The 22,239-nt window shown below is 71.1% G+C and carries 20 protein-coding genes and 1 riboswitch; of the genes, 8 read left to right on the plus strand and 12 right to left on the minus strand.

All coding sequences use genetic code 11. The annotated features are described in order from the left end of the window. The first annotated feature begins 30 nt into the window (after nucleotides 1-30). Together ACTWQO_RS27120 and ACTWQO_RS27125 are read left to right on the plus strand one after the other, a co-directional pair. The gene (locus ACTWQO_RS27120) at nucleotides 31-672 is read left to right on the plus strand and encodes a hypothetical protein (RefSeq protein ID WP_443239975.1); all 642 of its coding nucleotides are present in this window, start codon (nucleotides 31-33) and stop codon (nucleotides 670-672) included. Nucleotides 673-763: 91 nt separating this feature from the next. After that, nucleotides 764-1,507 carry a hypothetical protein gene (locus ACTWQO_RS27125; RefSeq protein ID WP_443239976.1) on the plus strand — a complete coding sequence of 248 codons (744 nt, stop codon included), beginning with the start codon at nucleotides 764-766 and terminating at the stop codon, nucleotides 1,505-1,507. A 71-nt stretch (nucleotides 1,508-1,578) separates the two neighbouring features. Here the strand turns inward: ACTWQO_RS27125 and ACTWQO_RS27130 are convergent, their stop codons facing one another. Beyond that, entirely contained in the window at nucleotides 1,579-3,030 is a 1,452-nt protein-coding gene (locus ACTWQO_RS27130; RefSeq protein ID WP_443239977.1) for a glycine hydroxymethyltransferase, read from the minus strand. Between the two features lie 44 nt (nucleotides 3,031-3,074). Then, nucleotides 3,075-3,184: riboswitch (ZMP/ZTP riboswitch) on the minus strand. Nucleotides 3,185-3,275: 91 nt separating this feature from the next. On the opposite strand from ACTWQO_RS27130, the gene rocD reads away from it, so the two are divergent. Then, nucleotides 3,276-4,481: an ornithine--oxo-acid transaminase gene (gene rocD, locus ACTWQO_RS27135; RefSeq protein WP_443239978.1), complete on the plus strand. Its 1,206-nt coding sequence runs from the start codon at nucleotides 3,276-3,278 to the stop codon at nucleotides 4,479-4,481. Here the strand turns inward: rocD and ACTWQO_RS27140 are convergent. After that, nucleotides 4,478-5,677 carry a glutathionylspermidine synthase family protein gene (locus ACTWQO_RS27140; RefSeq protein WP_443239979.1) on the minus strand — a complete coding sequence of 400 codons (1,200 nt, stop codon included), beginning with the start codon at nucleotides 5,675-5,677 and terminating at the stop codon, nucleotides 4,478-4,480. The two genes, rocD and ACTWQO_RS27140, sit on opposite strands and share 4 nt — an antisense overlap. Nucleotides 5,678-5,697: 20 nt before the next feature. Continuing rightward, entirely contained in the window at nucleotides 5,698-6,045 is a 348-nt protein-coding gene (locus ACTWQO_RS27145; protein WP_443239980.1) for a hypothetical protein, read from the minus strand. A 117-nt stretch (nucleotides 6,046-6,162) separates the two neighbouring features. Between ACTWQO_RS27145 and ACTWQO_RS27150 the strand changes: the two genes are divergently transcribed. Continuing rightward, nucleotides 6,163-7,035: a DMT family transporter gene (locus tag ACTWQO_RS27150; RefSeq protein WP_443240021.1), complete on the plus strand. Its 873-nt coding sequence runs from the start codon at nucleotides 6,163-6,165 to the stop codon at nucleotides 7,033-7,035. A gap of 49 nt (nucleotides 7,036-7,084) precedes the next feature. Here ACTWQO_RS27150 and pdxR read toward each other — a convergent pair whose 3' ends face one another. Continuing rightward, entirely contained in the window at nucleotides 7,085-8,503 is a 1,419-nt protein-coding gene (pdxR, locus tag ACTWQO_RS27155) for a MocR-like pyridoxine biosynthesis transcription factor PdxR (RefSeq protein ID WP_443239981.1), read from the minus strand. A 47-nt stretch (nucleotides 8,504-8,550) separates the two neighbouring features. Here pdxR and ACTWQO_RS27160 point away from each other — a divergent pair, with 47 nt between their 5' ends. Then, nucleotides 8,551-9,048 carry a carboxymuconolactone decarboxylase family protein gene (locus ACTWQO_RS27160; RefSeq protein WP_443239982.1) on the plus strand — a complete coding sequence of 166 codons (498 nt, stop codon included), beginning with the start codon at nucleotides 8,551-8,553 and terminating at the stop codon, nucleotides 9,046-9,048. Nucleotides 9,049-9,088: 40 nt separating this feature from the next. Here the strand turns inward: ACTWQO_RS27160 and ACTWQO_RS27165 are convergent, their stop codons facing one another. From ACTWQO_RS27165 to ACTWQO_RS27185, 5 genes are all read right to left on the minus strand, one after another. Further along, a complete protein-coding gene (locus ACTWQO_RS27165; protein WP_443239983.1) occupies nucleotides 9,089-10,048 on the minus strand; it encodes an ABC transporter substrate-binding protein in 960 nt (319 codons plus the stop codon). 1 nt (nucleotide 10,049) lies between these two features. Continuing rightward, nucleotides 10,050-11,999 (minus strand): ABC transporter permease, encoded by a 1,950-nt coding sequence (locus ACTWQO_RS27170; protein WP_443239984.1) that lies wholly within the window; start codon nucleotides 11,997-11,999, stop codon nucleotides 10,050-10,052. After that, on the minus strand, nucleotides 11,999-13,150 hold the full coding sequence (locus ACTWQO_RS27175) for a quaternary amine ABC transporter ATP-binding protein (protein WP_443239985.1): 1,152 nt from the start codon (nucleotides 13,148-13,150) through the stop codon (nucleotides 11,999-12,001). Before ACTWQO_RS27175 ends, ACTWQO_RS27170 begins: the two co-directional genes overlap by 1 nt. Continuing rightward, on the minus strand, nucleotides 13,150-14,679 hold the full coding sequence (locus ACTWQO_RS27180; protein ID WP_443239986.1) for a GMC family oxidoreductase: 1,530 nt from the start codon (nucleotides 14,677-14,679) through the stop codon (nucleotides 13,150-13,152). Before ACTWQO_RS27180 ends, ACTWQO_RS27175 begins: the two co-directional genes overlap by 1 nt. 128 nt (nucleotides 14,680-14,807) lie before the next feature. Then, nucleotides 14,808-16,319, minus strand: a complete 1,512-nt coding sequence (locus tag ACTWQO_RS27185) for an aldehyde dehydrogenase family protein (protein WP_443239987.1) — start codon at nucleotides 16,317-16,319, stop codon at nucleotides 14,808-14,810. Between the two features lie 193 nt (nucleotides 16,320-16,512). Between ACTWQO_RS27185 and ACTWQO_RS27190 the strand changes: the two genes are divergently transcribed. Beyond that, nucleotides 16,513-17,283, plus strand: a complete 771-nt coding sequence (locus ACTWQO_RS27190) for a hypothetical protein (RefSeq protein ID WP_443239988.1) — start codon at nucleotides 16,513-16,515, stop codon at nucleotides 17,281-17,283. A gap of 28 nt (nucleotides 17,284-17,311) precedes the next feature. Here ACTWQO_RS27190 and ACTWQO_RS27195 read toward each other — a convergent pair whose 3' ends face one another. Genes ACTWQO_RS27195 through ACTWQO_RS27205 form a run of 3 tightly spaced genes read right to left on the minus strand, consistent with a single transcriptional unit; the run spans nucleotide 17,312 to nucleotide 20,673 of the window. Further along, on the minus strand, nucleotides 17,312-18,469 hold the full coding sequence (locus ACTWQO_RS27195; RefSeq protein WP_443239989.1) for a hypothetical protein: 1,158 nt from the start codon (nucleotides 18,467-18,469) through the stop codon (nucleotides 17,312-17,314). A gap of 10 nt (nucleotides 18,470-18,479) precedes the next feature. After that, nucleotides 18,480-18,842, minus strand: a complete 363-nt coding sequence (locus tag ACTWQO_RS27200) for a hypothetical protein (protein WP_443239990.1) — start codon at nucleotides 18,840-18,842, stop codon at nucleotides 18,480-18,482. Beyond that, on the minus strand, nucleotides 18,829-20,673 hold the full coding sequence (locus tag ACTWQO_RS27205; RefSeq protein ID WP_443239991.1) for a hypothetical protein: 1,845 nt from the start codon (nucleotides 20,671-20,673) through the stop codon (nucleotides 18,829-18,831). The genes ACTWQO_RS27200 and ACTWQO_RS27205 overlap by 14 nt, the downstream gene beginning before the upstream one ends. Nucleotides 20,674-20,836: 163 nt before the next feature. Here ACTWQO_RS27205 and ACTWQO_RS27210 point away from each other — a divergent pair, with 163 nt between their 5' ends. Both ACTWQO_RS27210 and ACTWQO_RS27215 read left to right on the plus strand, forming a co-directional pair. Next, on the plus strand, nucleotides 20,837-21,748 hold the full coding sequence (locus ACTWQO_RS27210; RefSeq protein WP_443239992.1) for a bifunctional helix-turn-helix transcriptional regulator/GNAT family N-acetyltransferase: 912 nt from the start codon (nucleotides 20,837-20,839) through the stop codon (nucleotides 21,746-21,748). A gap of 86 nt (nucleotides 21,749-21,834) precedes the next feature. Next, nucleotides 21,835-22,239 (plus strand): CU044_2847 family protein, encoded by a 405-nt coding sequence (locus ACTWQO_RS27215; protein WP_443239993.1) that lies wholly within the window; start codon nucleotides 21,835-21,837, stop codon nucleotides 22,237-22,239.

A 22,239-nucleotide genomic window follows, 5' to 3' on the forward strand; every position in this document is an offset into this window, starting at 1 on the left:
CTGATCGCTATCGCAGGGACATTGGCCGCGATGCTGGCTCTGGCTCTCCTGGGCGCGCCTCCCGCGTCCGCCGGCGGGCCGACGAGCGTGCTCCTCGCCTCGCCGACCACCCAGCAGGCCACGGGGCTCTACTCCACAGCTCCGGAGTACACCCGGCTGCAGACACTGCTCGATCAGACGGGCCCTGGTCTCGACGGGGACAAGCGGCCCAGTGAACTGATCGCCGACGCGGGCGAGTCCATCAACATCACGTGGATGATCCACGATGCGACGCCCTGGCGGCAGGACTCCGTGATCGTGAGCGACGTCGATGACATATGGATCAACACGGCAATGGGCACACCGCCCAAAGGAAACGATCAGTGGAAGAAGGCTGAGCAGCCGGCGCAGCTGCACACCCTGCTCGCCAAGCTCGGCGTGATCGACAAGGTCCCGAACCCGGGATCCGCCGGTGCTGCGGACAAGGGCGGCACGGCGGACAACGCTGCCACCACGACTCGGGCAGCCACCACGGGCGCCTCCGACAACACCGACTGGTGGTGGGCGCTCCCGGGTGCGGCGGCCGGAGCCGTGCTGGCGCTGGTGCTGCGACCGTTCGCCGCGCGGAAGCTGCCCCTGCCGCATCTACGCGGCGCGGAGCGAGGGCCGCGGCAGGAACTGCGCGACCTCTGAGGTCATCTGCGGTCATCTGCGGTCGGTGGATCAGAAGAGAGGCCGGAGATCAGTAGGGAGGGGGACCGCTGTGAGATCGGGAGGGGGAGGCATGGCACACCGTCGCAGACGCACGATGAGGCGACTCGCCGTGCTGACGCCGGTGCCGCTGGCGATGGTGACGGCGCTGTTCGCTGCGCCCGCGGTGGCCGCACCGGGGCCGGGCGGGGACATCCCCGATCTGGCGATCGTGACGGCGGGCGGCACGGGGCGGACGACGGTGCTGCGCTCCGGCGAGCAGGACTTCGCCCGTCTCTGGCAGCTGCTGCAGCCCACCTACACCGGGACGGAGCAGGTGCCGGACGACTGGTTCGAGGGCCGGTATCCGCCAGTGCGGATCATCGTGGTGTGGGGGATGACGGGGATCGGCGGCTGGCCCCAGTCCCATCGTCCGCCGGGCGGTGATGTGGCCTTGCAGCGCCAGGACCAGCTGTTCGTGGACGGGGACGGCACTCCTTGGGTCCGCTCGGATCCGGCACCGGATGTGCAGGACGACGACATCCGCTGGCACCGGGCGCCACGCTCCGTCTTCGCGGAGCTGGACCGGAGGGGGCTGCTCGGAGTGGCAGGAGAGGAGGAGGGTGCCGGGGCAGCCGCGGGTGCGGCGGAGGACGGCACGGACGGCGCCGGTGACACGCCCGTACAGGGGTCGGGCGATGTCTGGTGGGCGCTGCCGGGGCTGGCCGTCGGGTTCGCTGCCGGTGTCGCCGGCACGCTGCTGATACGCCGCGCGGCGGCCGGGCACGGGGCCGGGCCGCCGCGGGAGGAGCCACGACAGGAGCTGATCGATCTTTGAGTACGGATCTTTGAAGTTCGTCGAGCGAGGGGACCGGTCCGGGTCCTCGGCCGTGAACGTCGGGCCAGGCGTCAGCCCAGGTCGATCTCCGGGTACAGCGGGAAACCGGCGACCAGGTCGGTCGCGCGGTGCGAGATCTCGTCGGCGACCTTGGGGTCGAGGATGTGGGCGGCCTTGGAGGGAGCCCCCGACTTGGTGGTGCCGGGTTCCGTGGCGGTGAGGACGCGGTCGATGAGGGCGGCGACCTCGTCCATCTCGGCGGTGCCCAGGCCGCGGGTGGTCAGGGCGGGGGTGCCGATGCGGATACCGGAGGTGTACCAGGCGCCGTTGGGGTCGGCCGGGATGGAGTTGCGGTTGGTGACGATGCCGGATTCGAGCAGGGCGGCCTCGGCCTGGCGGCCGGTGAGGCCGTAGGAGGAGGCGACGTCGATCAGGTTGAGGTGGTTGTCGGTGCCGCCGGTCACCAGGGTCGCGCCCCGGCGCATCAGGCCGTCGGCGAGGGCGCGGGAGTTGTCGACGATGCGCTGGGCGTAGTCACGGAAGGAGGGCTGACGGGCCTCGGCGAGGGCGACGGCCTTGGCGGCCATGACATGCGGGAGCGGGCCGCCGAGGACCATCGGGCAGCCGCGGTCGACCTGGTCCTTGAGGGAGTCGTCGCACAGGACCATGCCGCCGCGGGGGCCGCGGAGGGACTTGTGGGTGGTCGTGGTGACGATCTGGGCGTGCGGGACCGGGTCGAAGTCACCGGTGAGGACCTTGCCGGCCACCAGGCCCGCGAAGTGCGCCATGTCCACCATCAGGGTCGCCCCGACCTCGTCGGCGATCTCCCGCATGATCCGGAAGTTCACGAGACGGGGGTAGGCGGAGTAGCCGGCGACGATGATCAGCGGCTTGAACTCGCGGGCGGAGGCGCGCAGGGCCTCGTAGTCCACCAGTCCGGTCTGCGGGTCGGTGCCGTAGGAGCGCTGGTCGAACATCTTGCCGGAGATGTTCGGGCGGAAGCCGTGGGTGAGGTGGCCGCCGGCATCCAGGGACATGCCGAGCATGCGCTGGTTGCCGAAGGCCTGGCGGAGCTCGGCCCAGTCGGCCTCGGAGAGGTCGTTGACCTGGCGGACGCCGGCCTTCTCCAGGGCGGGGGCCTCGACGCGGGCGGCGAGGACGGACCAGAAGGCGACGAGGTTGGCGTCGATGCCGGAGTGCGGCTGGACGTAGGCGTGGCGGGCGCCGAAGAGTTCGCGGGCGTGCTCGGCGGCGAGGGACTCGACGGTGTCGACGTTGCGGCAGCCGGCGTAGAAGCGGCGGCCGATGGTGCCCTCGGCGTACTTGTCGCTGAACCAGTTGCCCATGGCGAGCAGGGTGGCCGGGGAGGCGTAGTTCTCGGAGGCGATCAGCTTGAGCATCTCGCGCTGATCGTGGACCTCCTGGCCGATGGCGTCGGCGACGCGCGGCTCGACGGCGCGGATCACGTCGAGGGCGGCGCGGAAGGCGGTGGACTCGGTGGAGAGGGGCTGCTGGTCTGACATGTGGTCGGCCTCCGGGCGGCGTGGCTTGAAGCGGTCACGGTTCACGGTTCGGCCCAGGCGCACGGCACTCGCTCGTCGGGCCCGAGGGTCAGGCCGCCGAGGGCCGCTCCCCGATGGTCGGTCCCATCCCAGCGCGCCAGTCACGGCCCGCGATCAGCCTACCGGGCGCATGAGTCGGCTTGGCTCCCGCGTCCGGCATCCGAGCGACGATAGGAAGGGGGTCCGCCTCATGTTCGGGAGTTGCCGTGACCGCTACGGAAAGCCTCATCGAAGCCGCCGACGCCCACAGCGCGCACAACTACCACCCGCTGCCGGTCGTCGTGGCGACGGCGGACGGGGCCTGGATGACGGATGTCGAGGGGCGGCGGTATCTGGATCTGCTGGCCGGGTATTCGGCGCTCAACTTCGGTCACCGCAACCGGCGGCTGATCGATGCGGCGAAGGCGCAGCTGGAGCGGGTGACGCTGACGTCGCGGGCGTTTCATCACGACCGGTTCGCCGCGTTCTGCACGGAGCTGGCCGAGCTGTGCGGCATGGAGATGGTGCTGCCGATGAACACGGGCACCGAGGCGGTGGAGACGGCCGTGAAGACCGCCCGGAAGTGGGGCTACCGGGTCAAGGGCGTGCCGGCGGAGATGGCGAAGATCGTGGTCGCGGGCGGCAATTTCCACGGCCGTACGACGACGGTCATCAGCTTCTCCACGGACCCGGAGGCGCGCGCGGACTTCGGGCCGTACACGCCGGGCTTCGCGATCGTGCCGTACGGGGATCTGACGGCGATGCGGGAGGCGATGACCGAGAACACCGTGGCGGTGCTGCTGGAGCCGATCCAGGGCGAGTCGGGGGTGATCGTGCCGCCGCCCGGTTATCTGCCGGCGGTGCGGGAGCTGGCGCGGGAGCGGAATGTTCTCTTCGTCGCCGACGAGATCCAGTCGGGGCTGGGGCGGACGGGACGTACCTTCGCGTGCGAGCACGAGGGGGTGGTGCCCGACATGTATGTGCTGGGCAAGGCCCTCGGCGGTGGCGTTGTGCCGGTGTCGGCCGTGGTGTCGAGTGCCGAGGTGCTGGGGGTGTTCCGGCCCGGGGAGCACGGGTCGACGTTCGGCGGGAATCCGCTGGCCTGTGCGGTGGCGCTGGAGGTGCTGGCGATGCTGCGGACGGGCGAGTTCCAGGCGCGGGCCACGGAACTGGGCGAGCATCTGCAGCGGGAGCTGGCGGCGCTGGTCGGCACGGGACAGGTGACGGAGGTGCGGGGGCGCGGACTGTGGGCGGGCATCGACATCGCCCGGACGCACGGGACGGGGCGGGAGGTGTCCGAGAAGCTGATGGACCGGGGTGTCCTGGTGAAGGACACCCATGGGGCGACGATCCGCGTCGCGCCGCCCCTGGTGATCGGGAAGGAGGACCTGGACTGGGGGCTGGCGCAGTTGCGGGCCGTGTTGGGGGTCTAGAGGATCACGTGCGGCAGAAAGCGTGCGTACTCGTCTGTGATCAGGCCGGACGACTCCCGGATGCCGAGGCCCGCCGACTCGTTCCCGACGGTCCAGGCGCCGAGGACGACGCGGTTGCCGTCGAAGTCGGGAAGGGGTGCCAACTCCTGGTAGCAGCAGGGCTCTTCGCGTACGGCGGGATCGGCGCCGGTGTCCGAGGGGCTCGGCTCGTGAATCGTCACGCCCGCGCCCTCCCGGCCCAGCAGTGGCTTGGCGACGTACCCCGTGGTCGTGGCCAGGTCGCGGGGGCCGTCGAGGTAGGCGGGGAGCAGGTTGGGGTGGCCCGGATGGAGCTCCCAGAGGATGGCCAGCAGGGCCTTGTTGCTGAGGAGCATCTTCCAGGCCGGTTCGATCCACAGGGTGCTGCCGGTGCCGCCGCCGTTGTCGAGGGTGTCGAGGACATGGCCGGCGAAGCGGTCGGTGGTGAGCCATTCCCAGGGATAGAGCTTGAAGCAGCTGCGGATGAAGCGGAGTTGGTGGTCGACGAAGCGGCCGGAGAGGCGGTCCCAGCCGATCTCCTCCATGGAGATCCAGGCGGTGTCCAGACCCGCCTGTTCCGCCGTCTCCTTCAGATAGGCGACCGTCATCAGGTCCTCGCCGAGTTCGTCGGCCGAGGAGTGCGCGAAGTAGAGCGGGCTGCCGGGCGGGAGCAGCGCGGACTGCTGTTTCCAGGCGTCGATGAGGCGTTCGTGGAGGGAGTTCCACTGGTCGGCGCCCGGGAAGCGTTCCTCCATCCAGAACCACTGGGGCGAGGCCGCCTCCACCAGGGAGGTGGGGGTGTCGGCGTTGTACTCGAGGAGCTTCGCCGGGCCCGTGCCGTCGTAGCGGAGGTCGAAACGGCCGTAGACGGAAGGGAGTTCGGTGCGGCGGTGCCACGCCTCGGTGACCGCCTCGACAATGCGTGGGTCGGTGATGCCGAGGTCGGCGAAGCGGTCCTCGCGCACGATGTGCTCGGCCGCTGCCAGGCACATGCCGTGCAGTTCCTCGACGACCTCCTCCAGCGCCTCCACTTCCGGGAGGGAGAAGACGTAGTAGGCGCTCTCGTCCCAGTAGGGGCGCAGGGAGTTGTCGGGGTGGCGGGTGAGGGGATAGATGAGGCCCTGTTCCTCGACGGTCTGCTGCCAGCCGGGACGGGGCTCGATGGTGCGGCGTTCCATGGGTGTCGGTACGTTCCCGTTCAGCCGCCGGAGCTGCCCTTGTCGCTGCCGAAGCCGCCCCGGTCGACTCCGCTGCTCCCGCCACTGCCCGACGAACTGCCGGATCCCTTGCCGGACTTGGTGAAGGAACCGCCCTTGACCCAGTCGCCCTTCTTCTTGCCGCCGTAGTAGTAGGCGCCGTCGACGGTCGTGGCCGACTTGCAGTTCTTGTCGGCGACGACGTTGTAGCCCTTGCCGAGCCGGTAGCTGTCGCGGTCCACGCAGCGCTTGTCTGGGTCGGAGGAGCAGGAGGTCAGGGCCGCGGCGAGCAGTCCCATGCCGCCCAGTACGACCGTGCCCGAGCGCAGTTGCCGGCGTGTGTCCGCCATGTTCATGTCTCCCCGTTGGTGTGGATCTTCGGCGGACAGCTTAGAGATCGGTAAGAGAGGCCCCGCAGTCGGGCCGCCCCTCGCCCCCTCCCCTACAGTCACTTTGTGCTCTTTGGAATGGTGTGCGCCCTTGGTGCCGCGGTCTGCTTCGGTACGGCGACGGTGTTGCAGGCGATGGCGACCCGGACGGCGGACACCGGCCGGGGCGGGGAGGCCGCGCTGTTCCTGCGGGCGGTCCGGCAGTGGCGGTATCTGGCCGGACTGGCGCTCGACGGGCTGGGGTTCTTGTTCCAGGTCGCGGCGCTGCGGTCGGTGCCGATCTACGCGGTCGGCGCGGCGCTGGCCTCCAGCCTCGCCGTGACGGCGGTGGTCGCGGCGCGGCTGCTGCGGGTACGGCTCACCGGGAGCGAGTGGGGCGCGGTGGGGGTCGTGTGTGCCGGACTCGCGATGCTGGGGGTGGCGTCGGGGACGGAGGGCGACCGGAGCGGGCCGGCGGCGTTGGAGTACGCGATGCTCGCTGTGGCCGTGGCGGTGCTGCTGCTCGGGCTGGGCGGCAGGCGGCTGCCGGAGCGGGGGCGTGCGCTGCTGCTCGGTCTGGGCGCCGGGTTCGGATTCGGGGTGGTCGAGGTGGCGGTGCGGCTGATCGACTCGCTCGCGCCCTCGGACCTCCTCGCGAATCCGGCGCCGTACGCGCTGCTGCTGGGTGGCGGGGCCGCGTTCCTGTCGCTGACCTCGGCCCTGCAGCGCGGGTCGGTGACCACCGCCACCGCCGGGATGGTGATCGGGGAGACCGTCGGGCCCGCGCTGGTGGGTGTGGTGTGGCTGGGCGACCGTACGCGGGAAGGGCTGGCGTGGCTCGCCGTGCTGGGGTTCCTGGTGGCTGTGGCGGGGGCGTTGGCGCTGGCGCGGTTCGGGGAGGTGACGGAGGAGGCGCCTGAGCCGGCCGGTCCCGGGAATGTCCCGAGTCCTTCCCGGAGGTCCGGGGCGTGAGGGGCACCCTGACGTTCCGCGCGGATCGTCGGCCGACACGGGGCCCGTCCTACGGCAGCACCCTGCACAGCGCGTCCAGCGCCCCCGCCCACGCGTGGTCCGGCGGTGTGCCGTAGCCCACGGCCAGGGCGTCCAAGGGCTCGGCCACGGCCTCCTGGTGGCGGAAGTAGGTCAGTCCGTGCAGGGCGAGGCCCTGCCAGGTGGCGGCCTGGAGCACCGACTTCTCGGTGCCGGGCGGCAGGCGCAGGACGGCGTGCAGGCCGGCCGCGATGCCGGTGACCCGCACCTCCGGCGCCCGCGACGCCAGGGCCGCGACCAGGGCGTCCCGGCGGCGCCGGTAGCGCAGCCGGGCGGCGCGGACGTGGCGGTCGTAGGCCCCGGACGTGATGAACTCGGCCAGCGTCAGCTGGTCCAGCACCCCGCAGGTGTCGTGGCCGCCCTTCGCCGCGACCGCCTCGTCCGTCAGCCCGGGCGGCAGGACCATCCACGCCAGGCGTAGCGCGGGGGCGAGGGACTTGCTGGCCGTGCCGAGGTAGACGACGCGGTCCGGGTCGAGATCCTGGAGGGCGCCGACGGGCTGGCGGTCGTAGCGGAACTCGCCATCGTAGTCGTCCTCCAGCACCAGGCCGCAGGTGCGCCGCGCCCAGTCCACCACGGCCGTCCGTCGGTCGCGGTGCAGGGGCACGCCCATGGGGAACTGGTGGGCGGGGGTGAGGAGTACGGCACCGACGCCGCCCAACCCGCCCGGATCGGTGCCGAGTTCGTCGAAGGGCAGGGGGCGGGTGCGCAGGCCGGCGGCCGTGAGCAGGTTCCAGTGCGGGGGAAGGCCGTACGACTCCACGGCGGCCGTCCGTGTGCCGCGCGACCGCAGGATCGCACTGAGGAGCCCCAGGGCGTGGGCGAAGCCGGAGCAGATCAGGATCCGCTCGGGGTCGGTGCGCACGCCGCGGGCTCGGGCGAGGTAGCCGGCGAGTGCGGTGCGCAGTTCGACACTGCCGCGGGGGTCGCCGTAGCCGAGGGCGTCGTTCGGGGCGGCGGTGAAGGCGCGGCGGGCGGCCTTGAGCCATTCGGCGCGGGGGAAGGAGGCGAGGTCGGGGGTGCCGGGGCGGAGATCGTACGTCGGACGGTGCTGCTCCCGGCGGGAGAGGGACGGGTCGGCCGGCGGGACGACCGTACTCCCCCACTGCCCGAAAGGCGTGGGAGGTGCCCCCATGCCGACGCGCGTGCCCGAACCCTGGCGGGCGGTGAGCCAGCCCTCCGCGACGAGGTCGGCGTAGGCGTCGGCGACCGTGTTGCGGGCGATGCCCAGGTCGGCGGCGAGGGTGCGGGAGGAGGGCAGCCGGGTGCCGGGGGCGAGGCGGCCGGTGCGGACCGCTTCCCGTAGGGCGTCGGTCAGGCCCCGGCGCAGGCCGGAGCCGGTCGGTTCCAGATGCAGGTCGACGCCCAGAGTGGCCCAGGATTCCGCCATGGAAATGGACCATACTCCTGGGCTGCTTCGCTCCTAGGGTCGAGGGCATGACCACACACGAAACCGTTCAGTACGCCCCCGAGCACACCCCCCGGCTGGCCTGGGCCGAGCACGCCCCCGAGGTCTACAAGGCGATGGTCCGGCTCGACGCGGCCTCCCGGAAGGGCCTCGACCCGGGGCTCCTGGAGCTGGTGAAGGTGCGCGCCTCGCAGCTCAACCGCTGCGCGCTCTGCCTCGACATGCACAGCAAGGACGCGCTGGCCGCGGGCGAGAGCGTCGAGCGGATCATCCAGCTGGGCGCCTGGGAGGAGTCCCGGCACTTCTACACGGAGAAGGAGCTGGCGGCGCTGGAGCTGACGGACGCCGTGACCGTCCTGACCGACGGCTTCGTGCCGGACGAGGTCTACGAGACGGCCGCGAAGCAGTTCGAGGAGGCCGAGCTGGCGCAGCTGATCGCCGCGATCACGGTGATCAACGCCTGGAACCGGTTCGGCGTGACCTGCCGGATGGTGCCGGGGCACTACACGCCGGGAGACCACGGGTGAGGACACCGGGCGCCCTCCGCAAGGGCGCCCGGGGCATTAATTACCGGGACAGCCACGCGCGCCACGTCGACTCGTGGCTGTCCACCCACTTCTTCGCCGCCTCCTCCGGGCTGAGCTTCTGGTCGGCGATCATCAGGGAGACCTCGTTCTGGTCCTCGGTGGTCCACTTGAAGTTCTTCAGGAACCGGGCCGCCTCACCGCCGTTCTTCGCGAAGTCGGCGTTGAGGTACTTCTGCAGCGGGGTGTGCGGATAGGCGCAGGCGACCTTCTCCGGGTCGGCGTCACAGCCCTCCTTGTACGCCGGGAGCTTCACCTCGGTCATGGGGACCTTCTTGAAGAGCCACTGGGGGGCGTACCAGTAGGTGAGGAAGGGCTTCTTCTCCTTGGCGAACTGCTTGATCTGGGTGATCTGCGCGGCCTCCGAACCGGCGAAGACCACCTGGTAGTTCAGCTTCAGATTCTTGACCAGCGCCTTGTCGTTGGTGACGTAGGACGGGGAGCCGTCCATCAGCTGGCCCTTGCCGCCGCTCTCGGCGGTGCGCAGCTGGGAGGCGTACTTGTTGAGGTTCTTCCAGTCCGTGACGTCGGGGTGCTGCTTGGCGAAGTACGTCGGGACGTACCAGCCGATGTGCCCGGTGACGCCGAGTCCGCCGCCGTTCACGATCGTCTTCTTGTCGGCGACGTAGCGCTGCTCCTCCTCCGGGTGGCCCCAGTCCTCCAGGAGCGCGTCGACGCGGCCCTGGCTGAGCGCGTCCCAGGCGGGCACCTCGTCGATCTGGACGGTGTCGACGCGGTAGCCCAGTTCGTGTTCGAGCAGGTACTGGGCGACGGCGACGTTGGCCTGCGCGCCGACCCAGGACTGCACGGACAGGGTGACGGTCTTGGCACCCTGCGCGCCCGCGAAGGGCGAGGCCTGCTTGGTCATGTCGGCGGCGCCGCAGCCGGTCAGCAGCAGGAGTGCCGACACGCCGGCCACCGCTGTTGTCGTACGAAGTCGCATGTCACGCTCCCTTCTTCGCGCGGCGTTCGGTCGGCTGGGTCACCCGGTCGAGCATCAGGCCGAGGCACACGATCGCGGCGCCCGCGACCAGGCCGGTCGCCAGGTCGCCCTGCGCGAGCCCGAACACGACGTCGTAGCCGAGGGCTCCGCCGCCGACCAGGCCGCCGATGATGACGACAGCGAGGACGAGGACCACGCCCTGGTTGAGCGCGAGCAGCAATGCCGGGCGGGCGAGGGGGAGTTGGACCTGGCGCAGCTGCTGCCAGGTCGTCGCGCCGAGCGAACTCGAGGACTCCAGCGCGGCCGGGTCGACCTGGCGCAGGCCCTGCGCGGTGATGCGGACGACGGCCGGAAGCGCGTAGACGACGGCCGCGGCGACGGCCGGGGCACGGCCCACGCCGAACAGCGCGACGACCGGGATCAGGTACACGAACTGCGGCATCGTCTGGAAGACGTCCAGGACGGGACGGAGCAGCCGCTCGACGCGGTCGCTGCGGGCCGCCGCGATGCCGGTCGCGAAGCCGAGGACGAGGGTGACGGCCACCGCCGCGAGGACCTGGGAGAGAGTGTCGAGCGAGGAGTCCCAGACACCGAGTACGCCGATCGCGGCCATGGCGAGTACGGCGGTCAGCGCGGTGCGCCAGGTGCCGATCAGCCAGGCCAGGGCGGCGACGATGAGCAGCACCGACCACCACGGCAGCCACTGCAGTCCGTCCCGGACCGGGTCCAGGACCCAGGTGGTGAAGTGCGCCGCCCAGTCGGCGGTGCCGCCGATGACGGGGACGCCGGAGTAGAGGTGCGCGGTCATCCAGTCGACGGCCCGGTTGACCGGTTCGGCGATGGCGACCGTCCAGGCGTCCGGCCAGTCGGCACGGCCCGCGAACCGGGCGGCGAGGGCGATGACGAGGGCGGCGCCGGCCCCGTACGCCCACAGCGTCTTACGGGTCTCAGGGCCGTCCCCGCCCCGCTGCTCGCCTGCCGCCCCGGTCACGCGGTCCAGCACGACCGCGAGCAGCACGATCGGAATCCCGGCCGCGAGCGCGACGCCCACGTCGACCGAGGCCAGCGCCTGGTAGACGCGGTCACCTAGACCGCCGCCGCCGATCACCGACGCGATGACCGCCATCGACAGCGCCATCATGATCGTCTGGTTGAGGCCGAGGAGGAGTTCCCTGCGGGCCAGCGGGATACGGGCGGTCAGCAGGCGCTGGCGTGCGGTGGTGCCGAGCGACTCGACCGCCTCCAGCACCTCCTTGTCGGCGCCGCGCAGGCCGAGCGCGGTGAGACGGGCCATCGGCGGGGCGGCGTAGACGACGGTGGCGAGGACGGCCGCCGGGACGCCGATGCCGAAGACCAGGACGACGGGGAGGAGGTACGCGAAGGCGGGCAGCACCTGCATCGTGTCCAGGACCGGGCGCAGGGCGCGGTCCGTACGAGGAGACAGGCCCGCGGCGAGACCGAGCAGCGCGCCGACCACGACCGACGCGAGGACCGCCACGACCATGAGGGCGAGGGTCTGCATCGTCGGGATCCACATGCCGAGCAGGCCGCAGGTGAGGAACGCGGCGGCCGTGCCGAGGGCCAGGCGCACGCCGGCCACTCGCCAGGCGATCAGTGCGCCGAACGCGGTGACGCCTGCCCAGCCGGCGGCCAGCAGGAGGAGGTAGACGGCGCGTACGGAGACGACGACGGCGTTGCTGACGTGGCCGAAGAAGTAGAGGAACAGGGGGTGGCTGTCCCGGTTGTCGATGATCCAGTCGCTGGTCTTGGTGAGGGGCGCGGATACGTCGACGGTGAGCGCGTCGGGCCAGGCGCCGCCGGCCCAGCGGGCGTTGGCGAGGGGGACGAGGATCGCTGCGGCGAGGGTGAGGAGGGTGAGCTTGGCCGCCGCCTGGTGCTTGAGGACGCCGGGTAGTGCCGTGCGAGAGGTCGGTGCGGTGATCGTTGCCATCAGACGGACTCCGCGTGAGGGCTGGCGTCAGGTTGGGACGCTTGGCCGCGCTGGGCGGGTGCCGCTTTCTGTGGGCCGGGTGCCGCCCCAGCGGCACGACTGCCCGCAGCGGCGGCGGCTGCGCCGGCTACCACGCCGAGCAGGGCGTCCGCGTCCACGGTGCCCCGACAACGGCCGTCATCCACTACGCAAGCGGGTGTGCCGAGGTCGGCGACCACCTTGATCGCTTCGGCGACCACGGCGTCGGCGGCTATGGCGCCTGGGTGATCCGGACCCCCGCACTCCCCGGCCCGCATCGCCGTCCGCACCGTCATCACCTGTTCCCGCGGCACATCCCGTACGAACTCCCGCACGTACTCGTCGGCCGGAGAGCCCACGATCTCCTCCGGTGTGCCCAGCTGCACCACGCGGCCGTCGCGCATGAGGGCGATGCGGTCGCCCAGCTTCAGTGCCTCGCTGAGGTCATGGGTGATGAAGACCATCGTGCGGCCCTCCTCGCGGTGGAGGCGGATCACCTCCTCCTGCATGTCGCGGCGGATGAGGGGGTCGAGCGCGCTGAACGGCTCGTCGAAGAGGAGGACTTCAGGGTCTACCGCCAGCGCCCGGGCCAGGCCCACGCGCTGACGCTGGCCGCCCGACAGCTGGCTCGGCTTGCGCTGCTCCATGCCCTCCAGGCCGACCTTGGCCACCACCTCAGCCGCCCGCGCGCGGCGTTCCGCCTTGCCCACGCCCTGGATCTCCAGGCCGTAGGCGACGTTGTCGAGGACGGTGCGGTGCGGGAGGAGGCCGAAGTGCTGGAAGACCATCGCGGCGCGGTGGCGGCGGAGTTCGCGGAGGCGGGGTTTGTCCATCGCGCGGACGTCCTCGCCGTCGATGGCTATCGTGCCGGACGTCGGCTCGATGAGGCGGGTCAGACAGCGGACCAGGGTGGACTTGCCGGAGCCGGACAGGCCCATGACGACGAAGACCTCGCCCTTGCGGACGTCGAAGGAGACGTCACGGACGGCGGCCGTGCAGCCGGTGCGGGCGCGGAGGTCGGCGGGTTCGAGGGCCGCCAGTTCCGGGTCGGCGGGGACGCGGTCCGCTTTCGGGCCGAAGACCTTCCACAGGCCCTGGACGGAGAAGACGGGCGTGTTCGGGGTCGTACTCATCACGCACCACCACCGATCAGGTCGACGGCCTTCTCCCCGACCATGAGCACCCCGATCATCGGGTTCACGGCGGGCATCGTCGGGAACACGGACGCGTCGGCGATCCGGATGCCGTCCAGGCCACGGATCCTCAACTGCGGGTCCACGACGGCCTGTTCGTCCGTCTCCGCGCCCATACGGCAGGTGCCCGCCGGGTGGTACACGGTGTGCGCGACCTTACGGGCGTACTCGCTGAGTTCCGCGTCGCCGAGGATCTCCGGGCCCGGGCACACCTCACGCTTGAGCCAGCCCGCGAGGGGCTCGGTCTTGGCGATCTCGCGGGCGATGCGGATGCCGTCGACCAGGGTCTGACCGTCGTAGTCGTCCTCGTCCGTGAAGTAGCGGAAGTCGAGGGCGGGCTTCACGGCGGGGTCGGGGCTGGTCAGGTACAGGCGGCCACGGGACTTCGGCTTGGGGATGTTCGGGGTCATCGAGACGCCGAACTCCGGGCGCTCGTAGCCCAGTCGCTCCGGGTTGTCCGTGAAGGGGATCTGGTAGAAGTGGAACATCAGGTCCGGGCCCGCGTGTTCGGGGTCGCGGCGCACGAACAGGCCCGCGTCGGAGTCCATCGCGGAGTTCTCCGGGATGGGGCCGTCGGTCTCCCAGACGATCACCGACTCGGGGTGGTCGAGCAGGTTCTCACCGACGCCGGGCAGATCGTGGACGACCGGGATACCGAGGGCTTCCAGGTCCTTGCGGGGCCCGATGCCCGAGTGGAGCAGCAGGCGCGGCGAGTCCACGGCGCCGGCGCAGAGCAGGACCTCGTTGCGGGCTCGTACGACGAACTCCGCGCCGTCCTTGTCCCGTACGTGCACGCCTTCCGCCCGCGTGCCGTTCAGCTCCAGCCGGTGCGCCCACGTCTCCAGCAGGATCGTCAGGTTCGGGCGCTCGTCCATCACGGGGTGGAGGTACGCCACCGACGCGCTCGACCGCTTGTTGTTCTCCGGGTGGTAGGCGAGGTCGAAGAAGCCGACGCCCTCGGTGAACGGCTTCTTGTTGAAGCCCTCGACGCGCGGAACGCCGAGTGCGGCCTGGGCGGCGTCGACGAAGTCGCGCGCGATGGCGTTCCGGTCCTTCTCGTCGACCGGGACGATGTTGTTCAGCAGCCGCGCGTAGTACGCCTCCATCGGCACCGCACCCCACCCCTGGGCACCGGCCGCCTCCCACTCGTCCCAGTCGGACGGCAGCGGCTTGAAGGCGATGAGCGTGTTGTGGCTCGAACACCCCCCGAGAACCCGGGCGCGGCTGTGCCGGATGTGCGAGTTGCCGCGGGGCTGCTCGGTGGTCGGGTAGTCATAGTCCAGCTCACCACCGAGCAGACCCATCCAACGACGCAGCGTCAGCACGTCGTCCCGTCCGACATCGCTCGGGCCGCCCTCGATGACAGCGACGGTGACATCCGGATTCTCGGTGAGGCGGGACGCGATGACGGAGCCCGCGGTGCCGCCGCCGATGACGACGTAGTCGTAGAGGTGGGGGTTTTCGGACATGGGACAGCTACTCCAAAAGGGATCAAGGGGCGTGACTGGACGCGCCCCACAGGGGCGCGGGGAACTGCGCGACCAGCCACGACGGCGCCGCGGTCGACCGACGACACATCGCGGCACTCACAGTCGTGTCATCCGGCGAACCAACGCACCGGCTTCGGCGCCAGGTTCTGGTACACATGCTTGCTCTCGCGGTACTCCGCAAGTCCGGCCGGACCGAGCTCTCGCCCCACCCCGCTCTTGCCGAACCCGCCCCACTCCGCCTGCGGCAGGTAGGGGTGGAAGTCGTTGATCCAGACCGTGCCGTGCCGCAGCCGCGCGGCGACCCGGCGGGCCCGTCCCGCGTCGGTGGTCCAGACGGCACCCGCGAGCCCGTACTCGGTGTCGTTGGCGAGGGCGACCGCCTCGTCCTCCGTGCGGAACGTCTCGACGGTGAGGACCGGCCCGAAGACCTCTTCGCGTACGACCTTCATCTCGCGGTGGCACTGGTCGAGCACCGTCGGCTCGTAGAAGTAGCCGGCGGCCGGGCGTTCCGCGCTCGGCTCGGGGCGCTTGCCGCCGGAGCGCAGCACCGCGCCCTCTTCCAGCGCGGAGGCGACGTACGACTCGGTCTTCGCGCGCTGCTGCTCGGAGACCAGCGGGCCGCACTCCACGCCGTCCTCGGTGCCGCGGCCGAGGCGGATCTTCGAGGCCCGGCGGGCGAGTTCGGCGACGAAGCGCTCGCGGACCGACTCCTCGACGATGAGCCGGGCGCCCGCGGAGCACACCTGACCGCTGTGGATGAACGCCGCGTTGAGGGCCTGGTCGACGGCCGTGTCGAAGTCCTCGTCGGTGGCGCAGGCGTCGGCGAAGACGACGTTGGGGTTCTTGCCGCCGAGTTCGAGGGCGACCTTCTTGACGGTCACGGCGGCGGCCTGGGCGACCTTCGTGCCGCTGATCAGGCCTCCGGTGAAGGAGACGAGGTCGACGTCGGGGTGCTCGGCGAGGCGCGCGCCGACCGAATGGCCGGGTCCGGTGACGATGTTCGCGACTCCGGCGGGCAGACCGGCCTCCGCGAGCAGGTCGATCACGGCGATCGTCGTCAGCGGCGTGATCTCGCTCGGCTTGATCACGAAGGTGTTGCCGGCCGCGAGTGCCGGGGCGATCTTCCAGCTGGCCTGCAGCAGGGGGTAGTTCCAGGGCGTGATCAGCGCGCAGACGCCGACCGGCTCGTGCACCACGACGCTGTGGATGTCGGGCGAGCCCGCGTCGACCACCCGGCCCGCGCCCTCCGCCGCCACCAGCTCGGCGAAGTAGCGGAAGGCGTCGGCGACGCAGTCGATGTCGATCCGGCCCTCTTCGACGGTCTTGCCCGCGTCACGGCTCTCCAGGAGCCCGAGCGGCTCGCGGTCGCGGACGAGGAGGTCGGCGACGCGGCGCAGCAGCGCGGCGCGCTCGGCGACGGGGGTGTTCGGCCAGTCGCCCTCGTCGAAGGCGCGGCGGGCCGCGGCGACCGCCAGATCGGTGTCCTTCTCGTCACCCTCCGCGACCACGGCGAAGGGCAGAGCGTCTGCCGGGTCGAGGATCTCTCGGGTGGCACCGGAGACCGCTTCCAGCCACTGGCCGTCGACATGGATCGTCCGTTGCGCCTGCTGCCTTGCCATGATCGGTATAGCCTTCCGTTCCTGTTCAGTGCCCCTGAGTCACATACGTGTCACCCTCGGGGACCGTGAGCGCATGCCCCCGGCCCCGCTGATGCATGCGCAATTCGTGGCCGAAAGTGGGCCGCGTCACTGAACATGCGGGCAAATAGGGCGAAACGTAGCCTGGGGTGGTAGCGGACCCGGAGGTGACGCCATGGCCAGGAGGACGCTGACCTGCGTGGCGGCGAGCGCGGCCCTGGTCCTCTCCCCCGCCGTGGCTTCGACGGCCGTGGCGTCGGACGGCGACGACCTCACCGCACAGCAACTCGCCGAGCAGGCGAAGGACAACCTCCTCGACGCGAAGTCCGTCCATCTGAAACTGACGGACCGCGGCAAGGAGGCGAGCGCCAGCAAGACGCAGCCGACCTCGATGGACCTGTCCCTCGACCGCGAGGGCAACTGCGTCGGCACGATGCGGATGGGCAAGGGCGGCGGCAGTGTCGAGATCGTCAAGCAGGGCGACGAGGTGTGGATGAAGCCCGACACCGCGTTCTGGAAGGCGCAGGTGCCCGGCAGCCAGGGCGACGCGGTCGCCGAACTCTTCAAGAACCGCTACATCCACGGCTCCACCGACGACGCCCTGCTCAAGGGCATGGCCGGCACCTGCGACCTGAACAACTTCCAGAAGGACATCGGCACGGATTCCGGCTCCACGGCCGACGCCGTCTCCCTGACGAAGGGCGAGGAGACGACCCGCGACGGCACCAAGGTGATCCCGCTCCAGGGCGAGGAGGACGGCATGCGGGCCACCCTCTACGTCACCGCCGACTCCCCGCACCGACTGGTCGAGGCCACACAGCAGGGCGACGGTGCGGACACGACCCTGGCCTTCACGGACTACGGCAAGCCGGTCCCGTCGAAGACACCGTCACCGGACGAGACGGTCGACATCGGCAAGCTCCAGGAGGAGCTGCAGAGCTTGTGACTCGGTCCCTTCAGTCCTCTCGGTCGCCTCAGTCGATCGACGCCGCTTCACAGGCGTAGGGCGGGCAGAACCCTTCCAACGCGGTGGTCAGGAGCTGGAGTTCGTCCTCGCGGCCGTCCGAGTCGAGGCCGTACGCGGCGATCGCGTAGATGTTGCCGTCCTCGGCGACGAAACGCTCGTCGTAGACGTGCCAGGGGCCGACATCGGGCTCGCCCCTGATGGAGTCGGCCAGATACTCCAGCCGGGAGCCCGTGAACTCGCCGTCGTCGAGGGTCTGGAGGTCCAGTTCCTTGAAGCCGGGCGCCTTCGGGGTCTCGTCGGACAGGAACAGCTCGAAGGACTCCTCCGGTGACCCCTCCGCCACCTGGTACACCTGCAGCCGGCGTTCGCCGTCCGCACTGCGGTAGTTGACGACCGCCATGCCGTACTGCGAGTCCACCGAGCTGCGCGTCCACCCGGCGGGCCTCGCTATCCGGAAGCCCTCCTCGTCCTCGTACAGCTCGTACCCGACGGGGAGTTCAGGGACCGAGGGGGACGGCGACGCCGTCTCCTCGGTGAACGACGGCTCCGGCGACGACGCGTACGGATCGCTCGGCTGCGACCCACCGGCCTCCGCCTCCGCCTCCGCGGACGGGCTCGTGGCAGCCGACGGCGCGTCCCTCTCGTCCCCACCCCCGACCACCAACGTCAGCACAAGGCTTACGGCGACCCCGACGACGGCAGCCCCCACCACCACGGACCACACGAGCCGACGGCTCATCCCGCCGGCGGGAGCGGGCGGGGCGGGCTGAGGGTCGACGGCGGGCCAGGACGTGACCGTCGCCCCACCCGGCCACTCACCCGACGGCACCGCTCCCGCGCCTTCGCCCACGTGCTCGGGCACGGACCACGCCCCCGCCGCACCCTCGGCGGCCCCCTGCCCGTGCCAGGCACTCCCCTCACCTGCTGCGGGCCAGCCGACCGGGGGTAGGGGTGGCGGGGCGGACGGGGCATCGGGGGTGGAGACCGGCGGGGCGGGCGGCGAGCCGGAGGGGGGTCCAGCGGATGCCGGGCCCAACGGCGGCCACTCCGGCGCGAACCCCGGGCGAGCCGGTGGAGGCGTAACGGGTGTCGCCGGGGTACCGCTGCCGTCGCCGTCCTCCCAGCGCTGCGTCTCCTCGTTCCAGTACCGCGCTCCCCCGCTCATGGCGTCCCCTTCACCCCATCCCCAGCAGACCGGCCACGGCCCCGGCGGAGGCGATGAGACCGACCAGTGCCTGGGAGTCGTTGAGCAGCTGCCGCAGGCGTTCGAGGCGGGTCGGACCGGCCTGGCCGGTGGTGACGATCTCCTCCTCCGTCTCGGCGAGCGCGGCGGCCAGTGCGGCCGTCTCGTCGCTCGCGCGCACCCGGGTGAGGTCGGCACGCAGTTCCCGCACGGCCTTCAGCAGTTCCTCGGCGGCCTGGTCACGGGGCGCGGCCGCAGCGTGGTGGTGGCTCTCGGCGTGCGCCTGATTGCCGATGGCGAAGGTGCCGCCGTGGACCCCGCCACTGATGTTGACGCTCGGCTCATCCGTTGCCATCGCTGCCGGTGCCCTTCTGCGGCGCGACGCCGCCGGTTGTCGTAGAGGAAGAAGAGGAAGGAGAGGAGAAAGGGGAGGGAGAGGAAGAAGTGAACGTGGAGGACGACGCCCTGGCGTTGTCGCCCACAGCGAACGTGCCCCCATGGAAGCCGCCCTCGATGTTCACGCCCCCATTGCTGATGTTCACGATCTTCTGGACGAACTCCCCGGTCTGGTAACCGGATTCAGCCAGCGCGGTCAGCACGCCGTGGGCGACACGGTCCTGCACGCTCTTGAGGTAGCGGGAGACGTCCATCTCCTGGAAGAGCGAGCCCTCGGACGCCTGGCCCAGCTCGCGCACCGACAGGGCCGGACCGTCGGGCAGCGCGCCCGAGTGTCCGCCGGTGAGCAGCTTCCACGCGTACACCAGGCCCCTGCCCAGCGTCGCCAGCGAGCGGGCCGCGGAACCGGGTACCCGGGCCACCGCCCATGCCGCCTTGCCGAGCGCGTTGTTGTGCCGGAAGGTGTGCGCCGTGCGGTCGGCGTCCTTGAAGTCCGCGCGCACCGGCAGCAGCACATGCGGGGCGATCTCCAGCATGAGCATGCGGCCCTGGGTGTGGATGCGCACGAAGACCGTGACGACCAGCTCCTCCTCCCAGCCGCCGACCCGGATGCGCAGGAAGTGCCGCCGCTTCTCGGCCCCTTCCTCGACGGCCCGCGCCCGGTGCTCCTCGAAGGCGGGCACGTTGTACGGCGCGTCCTCGCGCCGCCCGAGCCCCTCGGCCGGCAGGAACACGCACTCGTCGATCTCCAGCCAGCGCAGCCGGTCGCGGACCGTGTGGCCGGCGAACTCGGAGGGCAGCCGCAGCTGTTCGAGCAGTGGGCGGATCTTCTCCAGGACGGTGCGGTTGCTGAGCGGCAGTTGCTCGCCCTTCGTGGCGTCAGGGCGCAGTTCGACGGCGAGCACCCACGTCTGGTAGGCGAGTCCGGCCCCGCAGAACGGCCGCTTCTCGTGGTACATGATCAGCGGCGCGTGCTGTTCGACACGGATGCGCTCCTTGAGCCGCTGGAAGCGCTGCCCCTCGGCAGGCTCGGCGGGGTCGCCGGCCGCGTCCGGGAAGCGCTGCGGGGACAGCTCGGCGGCCAGCACCTTGGCGAACTGGCCGCGCTGACCGGCCACGCACAGCGCGATCAGCGCGAACAAGCCGAGCGTGAGCCAGGCCTGCCAGGGCTCCAGGATGCCGCCGGCGTCGGAGAAGTCCGGGGCCAGCAGGTCGGTCCAGCCGGAGGAGTCGCTGGAGTAGTACACGTCGTCGTAGGAGGAGCCGTAGTAGGAGGACGACTCGTCGTCCCCGCCGCCGAACGCCGCGACCAGGGTGATGATCAGGAACATCGCGAAGAGGACGCGGCCCCACCAGCGGAACATGAAGGCGGGCAGCCGTCGGTACAGCGGCGGCTGCGCGTCCTTGCCGCGGAGCCAGGAGGCGACCGCGAGCAGCAGGCTGGGGACGAGGAACCCGGCCAGCAGTCCGCCGGTCAGCGGCAGCCCCACCACCCACAGGCCGACGATCAGCCCGGCCCACAGCAGTTCCTGGCGCCGGGCGCGCAGGGCGTGGGCGAGCACCCGGGCCGCGTCGAAGCCGAGCGACGGGGCCACGATCCGCTGCTCGTGGAGGTGCAGCTGCTCGATGACCCGGTCCCGGTAACCGGAATCCAGATAGGCGCCCGCGCACAGCAGCCGGGTCGCCTCGCTGGCGTGCGGCGGTGTGGGCGGGTGGGGCGGTGCGGGTGCCGATGGTGGTGCGCCGGCCGGTGTCGGCTGCGGTTGCTGAGGCACGTGTGCGGTGCTCACGCTGCTCCCCCGATGCGTGTAAACGCCTTTACTCGCAGTGTTATTGACGAACCATCAGCATAGAGGGGCAGGTGGGACCAGGGGAACCGGAATGTCGAGAGGCCGACGCGGTCACCGGTTCGCGGTGGACGCGCCCGCATCCTTTGACTAAAGTCAAAGAAGTATGGAGCCAGTCAGTATTGAGCCAGTCTCGACGGAGCACGTGACGGCCTTCCGCCGGTTCAACCGCTACTTCACGCGCCGTATCGGCGCGCTCGACGACCACTACCTGGGCCAGGACCGTCCGCTCGGCGAGGCCCGGCTGCTGTTCGAGATCTCCGAGAGCGCGGCCGGGGTGTCCCTGCGGGAGCTGAGGAGCCGGCTCGGCCTGGACGCCGGGTACCTGAGCCGGATGGCGAAGGCCCTGGAGGCGCAGGGCATGGTCCGTATCGCGGTGCACCCCGACGACAACCGGCTGCGGATGGTCGAGCTGACCCCGGCCGGGCACGTGGAGCTGAAGGAACAGCAGCGCCGGGCCAACGCCCTCGTGGCCCACCTCCTCGGCGGCCTCACCGACCGGCAGCGCGCCGACCTCACGGAGGCGATGACCACCACCCGCCGCCTGCTGCGCCTGGCCGCCATCACCGTCGACCTCGTCGACGGCGCCTCCCAGGACGCCCGGGCCTGCCTCGACGCCTACGCCGCCGACATCGACGACCGCTTCCCGGAAGGGTTCGACAAGTCCGACCTCGTACGGCCCGAGGAGGTGTCCGGGGACGCCGGGGCGTTCTTCGTGGCGTACGAGGAGGACAGGCCGGTGGGGTGCGGGGCGCTACGACGGCTGGAAGACGGCGTCGGCGAGATCCGGCATGTGTGGGTACACCCGGACGCCCGGCGCCTGGGGCTCGCCCGCCGGATCCTCGATGCCCTGGAGCGGGAGGGCCGACGCCGCGCCTTCGACGTCGTACGACTGGACACGCACGCGGTGCTCACGGAGGCGCAGGCGATGTACCGGGCGTGCGGATACCGGGAGATCCCGGCGTACGTCGACCACGTCTACGCCAACCACTGGTTCGAGAAGCGGCTACGGGACTGACGAACTCCCGCCAACGATCCTGATTCTCAGCGGAGTTGATGACACGTGCTCCTGTCATGGTCCCCGCTGTCGGTCACAATGTGACCATGTCCACCTCAGCGGAGTTGCAGTTCGACGACGGCACACCGGTCAGGTTCCTGCTGGCGCCCGCCGCCTCTCAGGAGGGGCCGCCCGAGCCGGGCGGGGCACTTCCCGAGGGCATGGGACGGGCGGTGCCGGTGTCCACCGGCGGCGGGGCCGTGGCTTCGCTGGCGGCGGGCACACTGCGGGCGGCGCTCCGGCCGCTCGGGCCGCTGCTGCAGGAAGTCCACGACGCCGTACGGGCCGCGCCCGAGCCGCCGACCGAGCTGAGCGTGACCCTCGGGGTCCAGGTCGGGCAGGATCTCAAGCTCGGCATCGTCGGCGCCAAGGGGCAGGCGCACCTCACCGTGACGGCCACCTGGAACCCGACGGGAGCCACGGCCCCCGCGCCGGCTCCGGGCCTGGAGTGA

It is taken from the genome of Streptomyces sp. 4N124 (genome assembly GCF_052245395.1).
Lineage (GTDB): Bacteria > Actinomycetota > Actinomycetes > Streptomycetales > Streptomycetaceae > Streptomyces.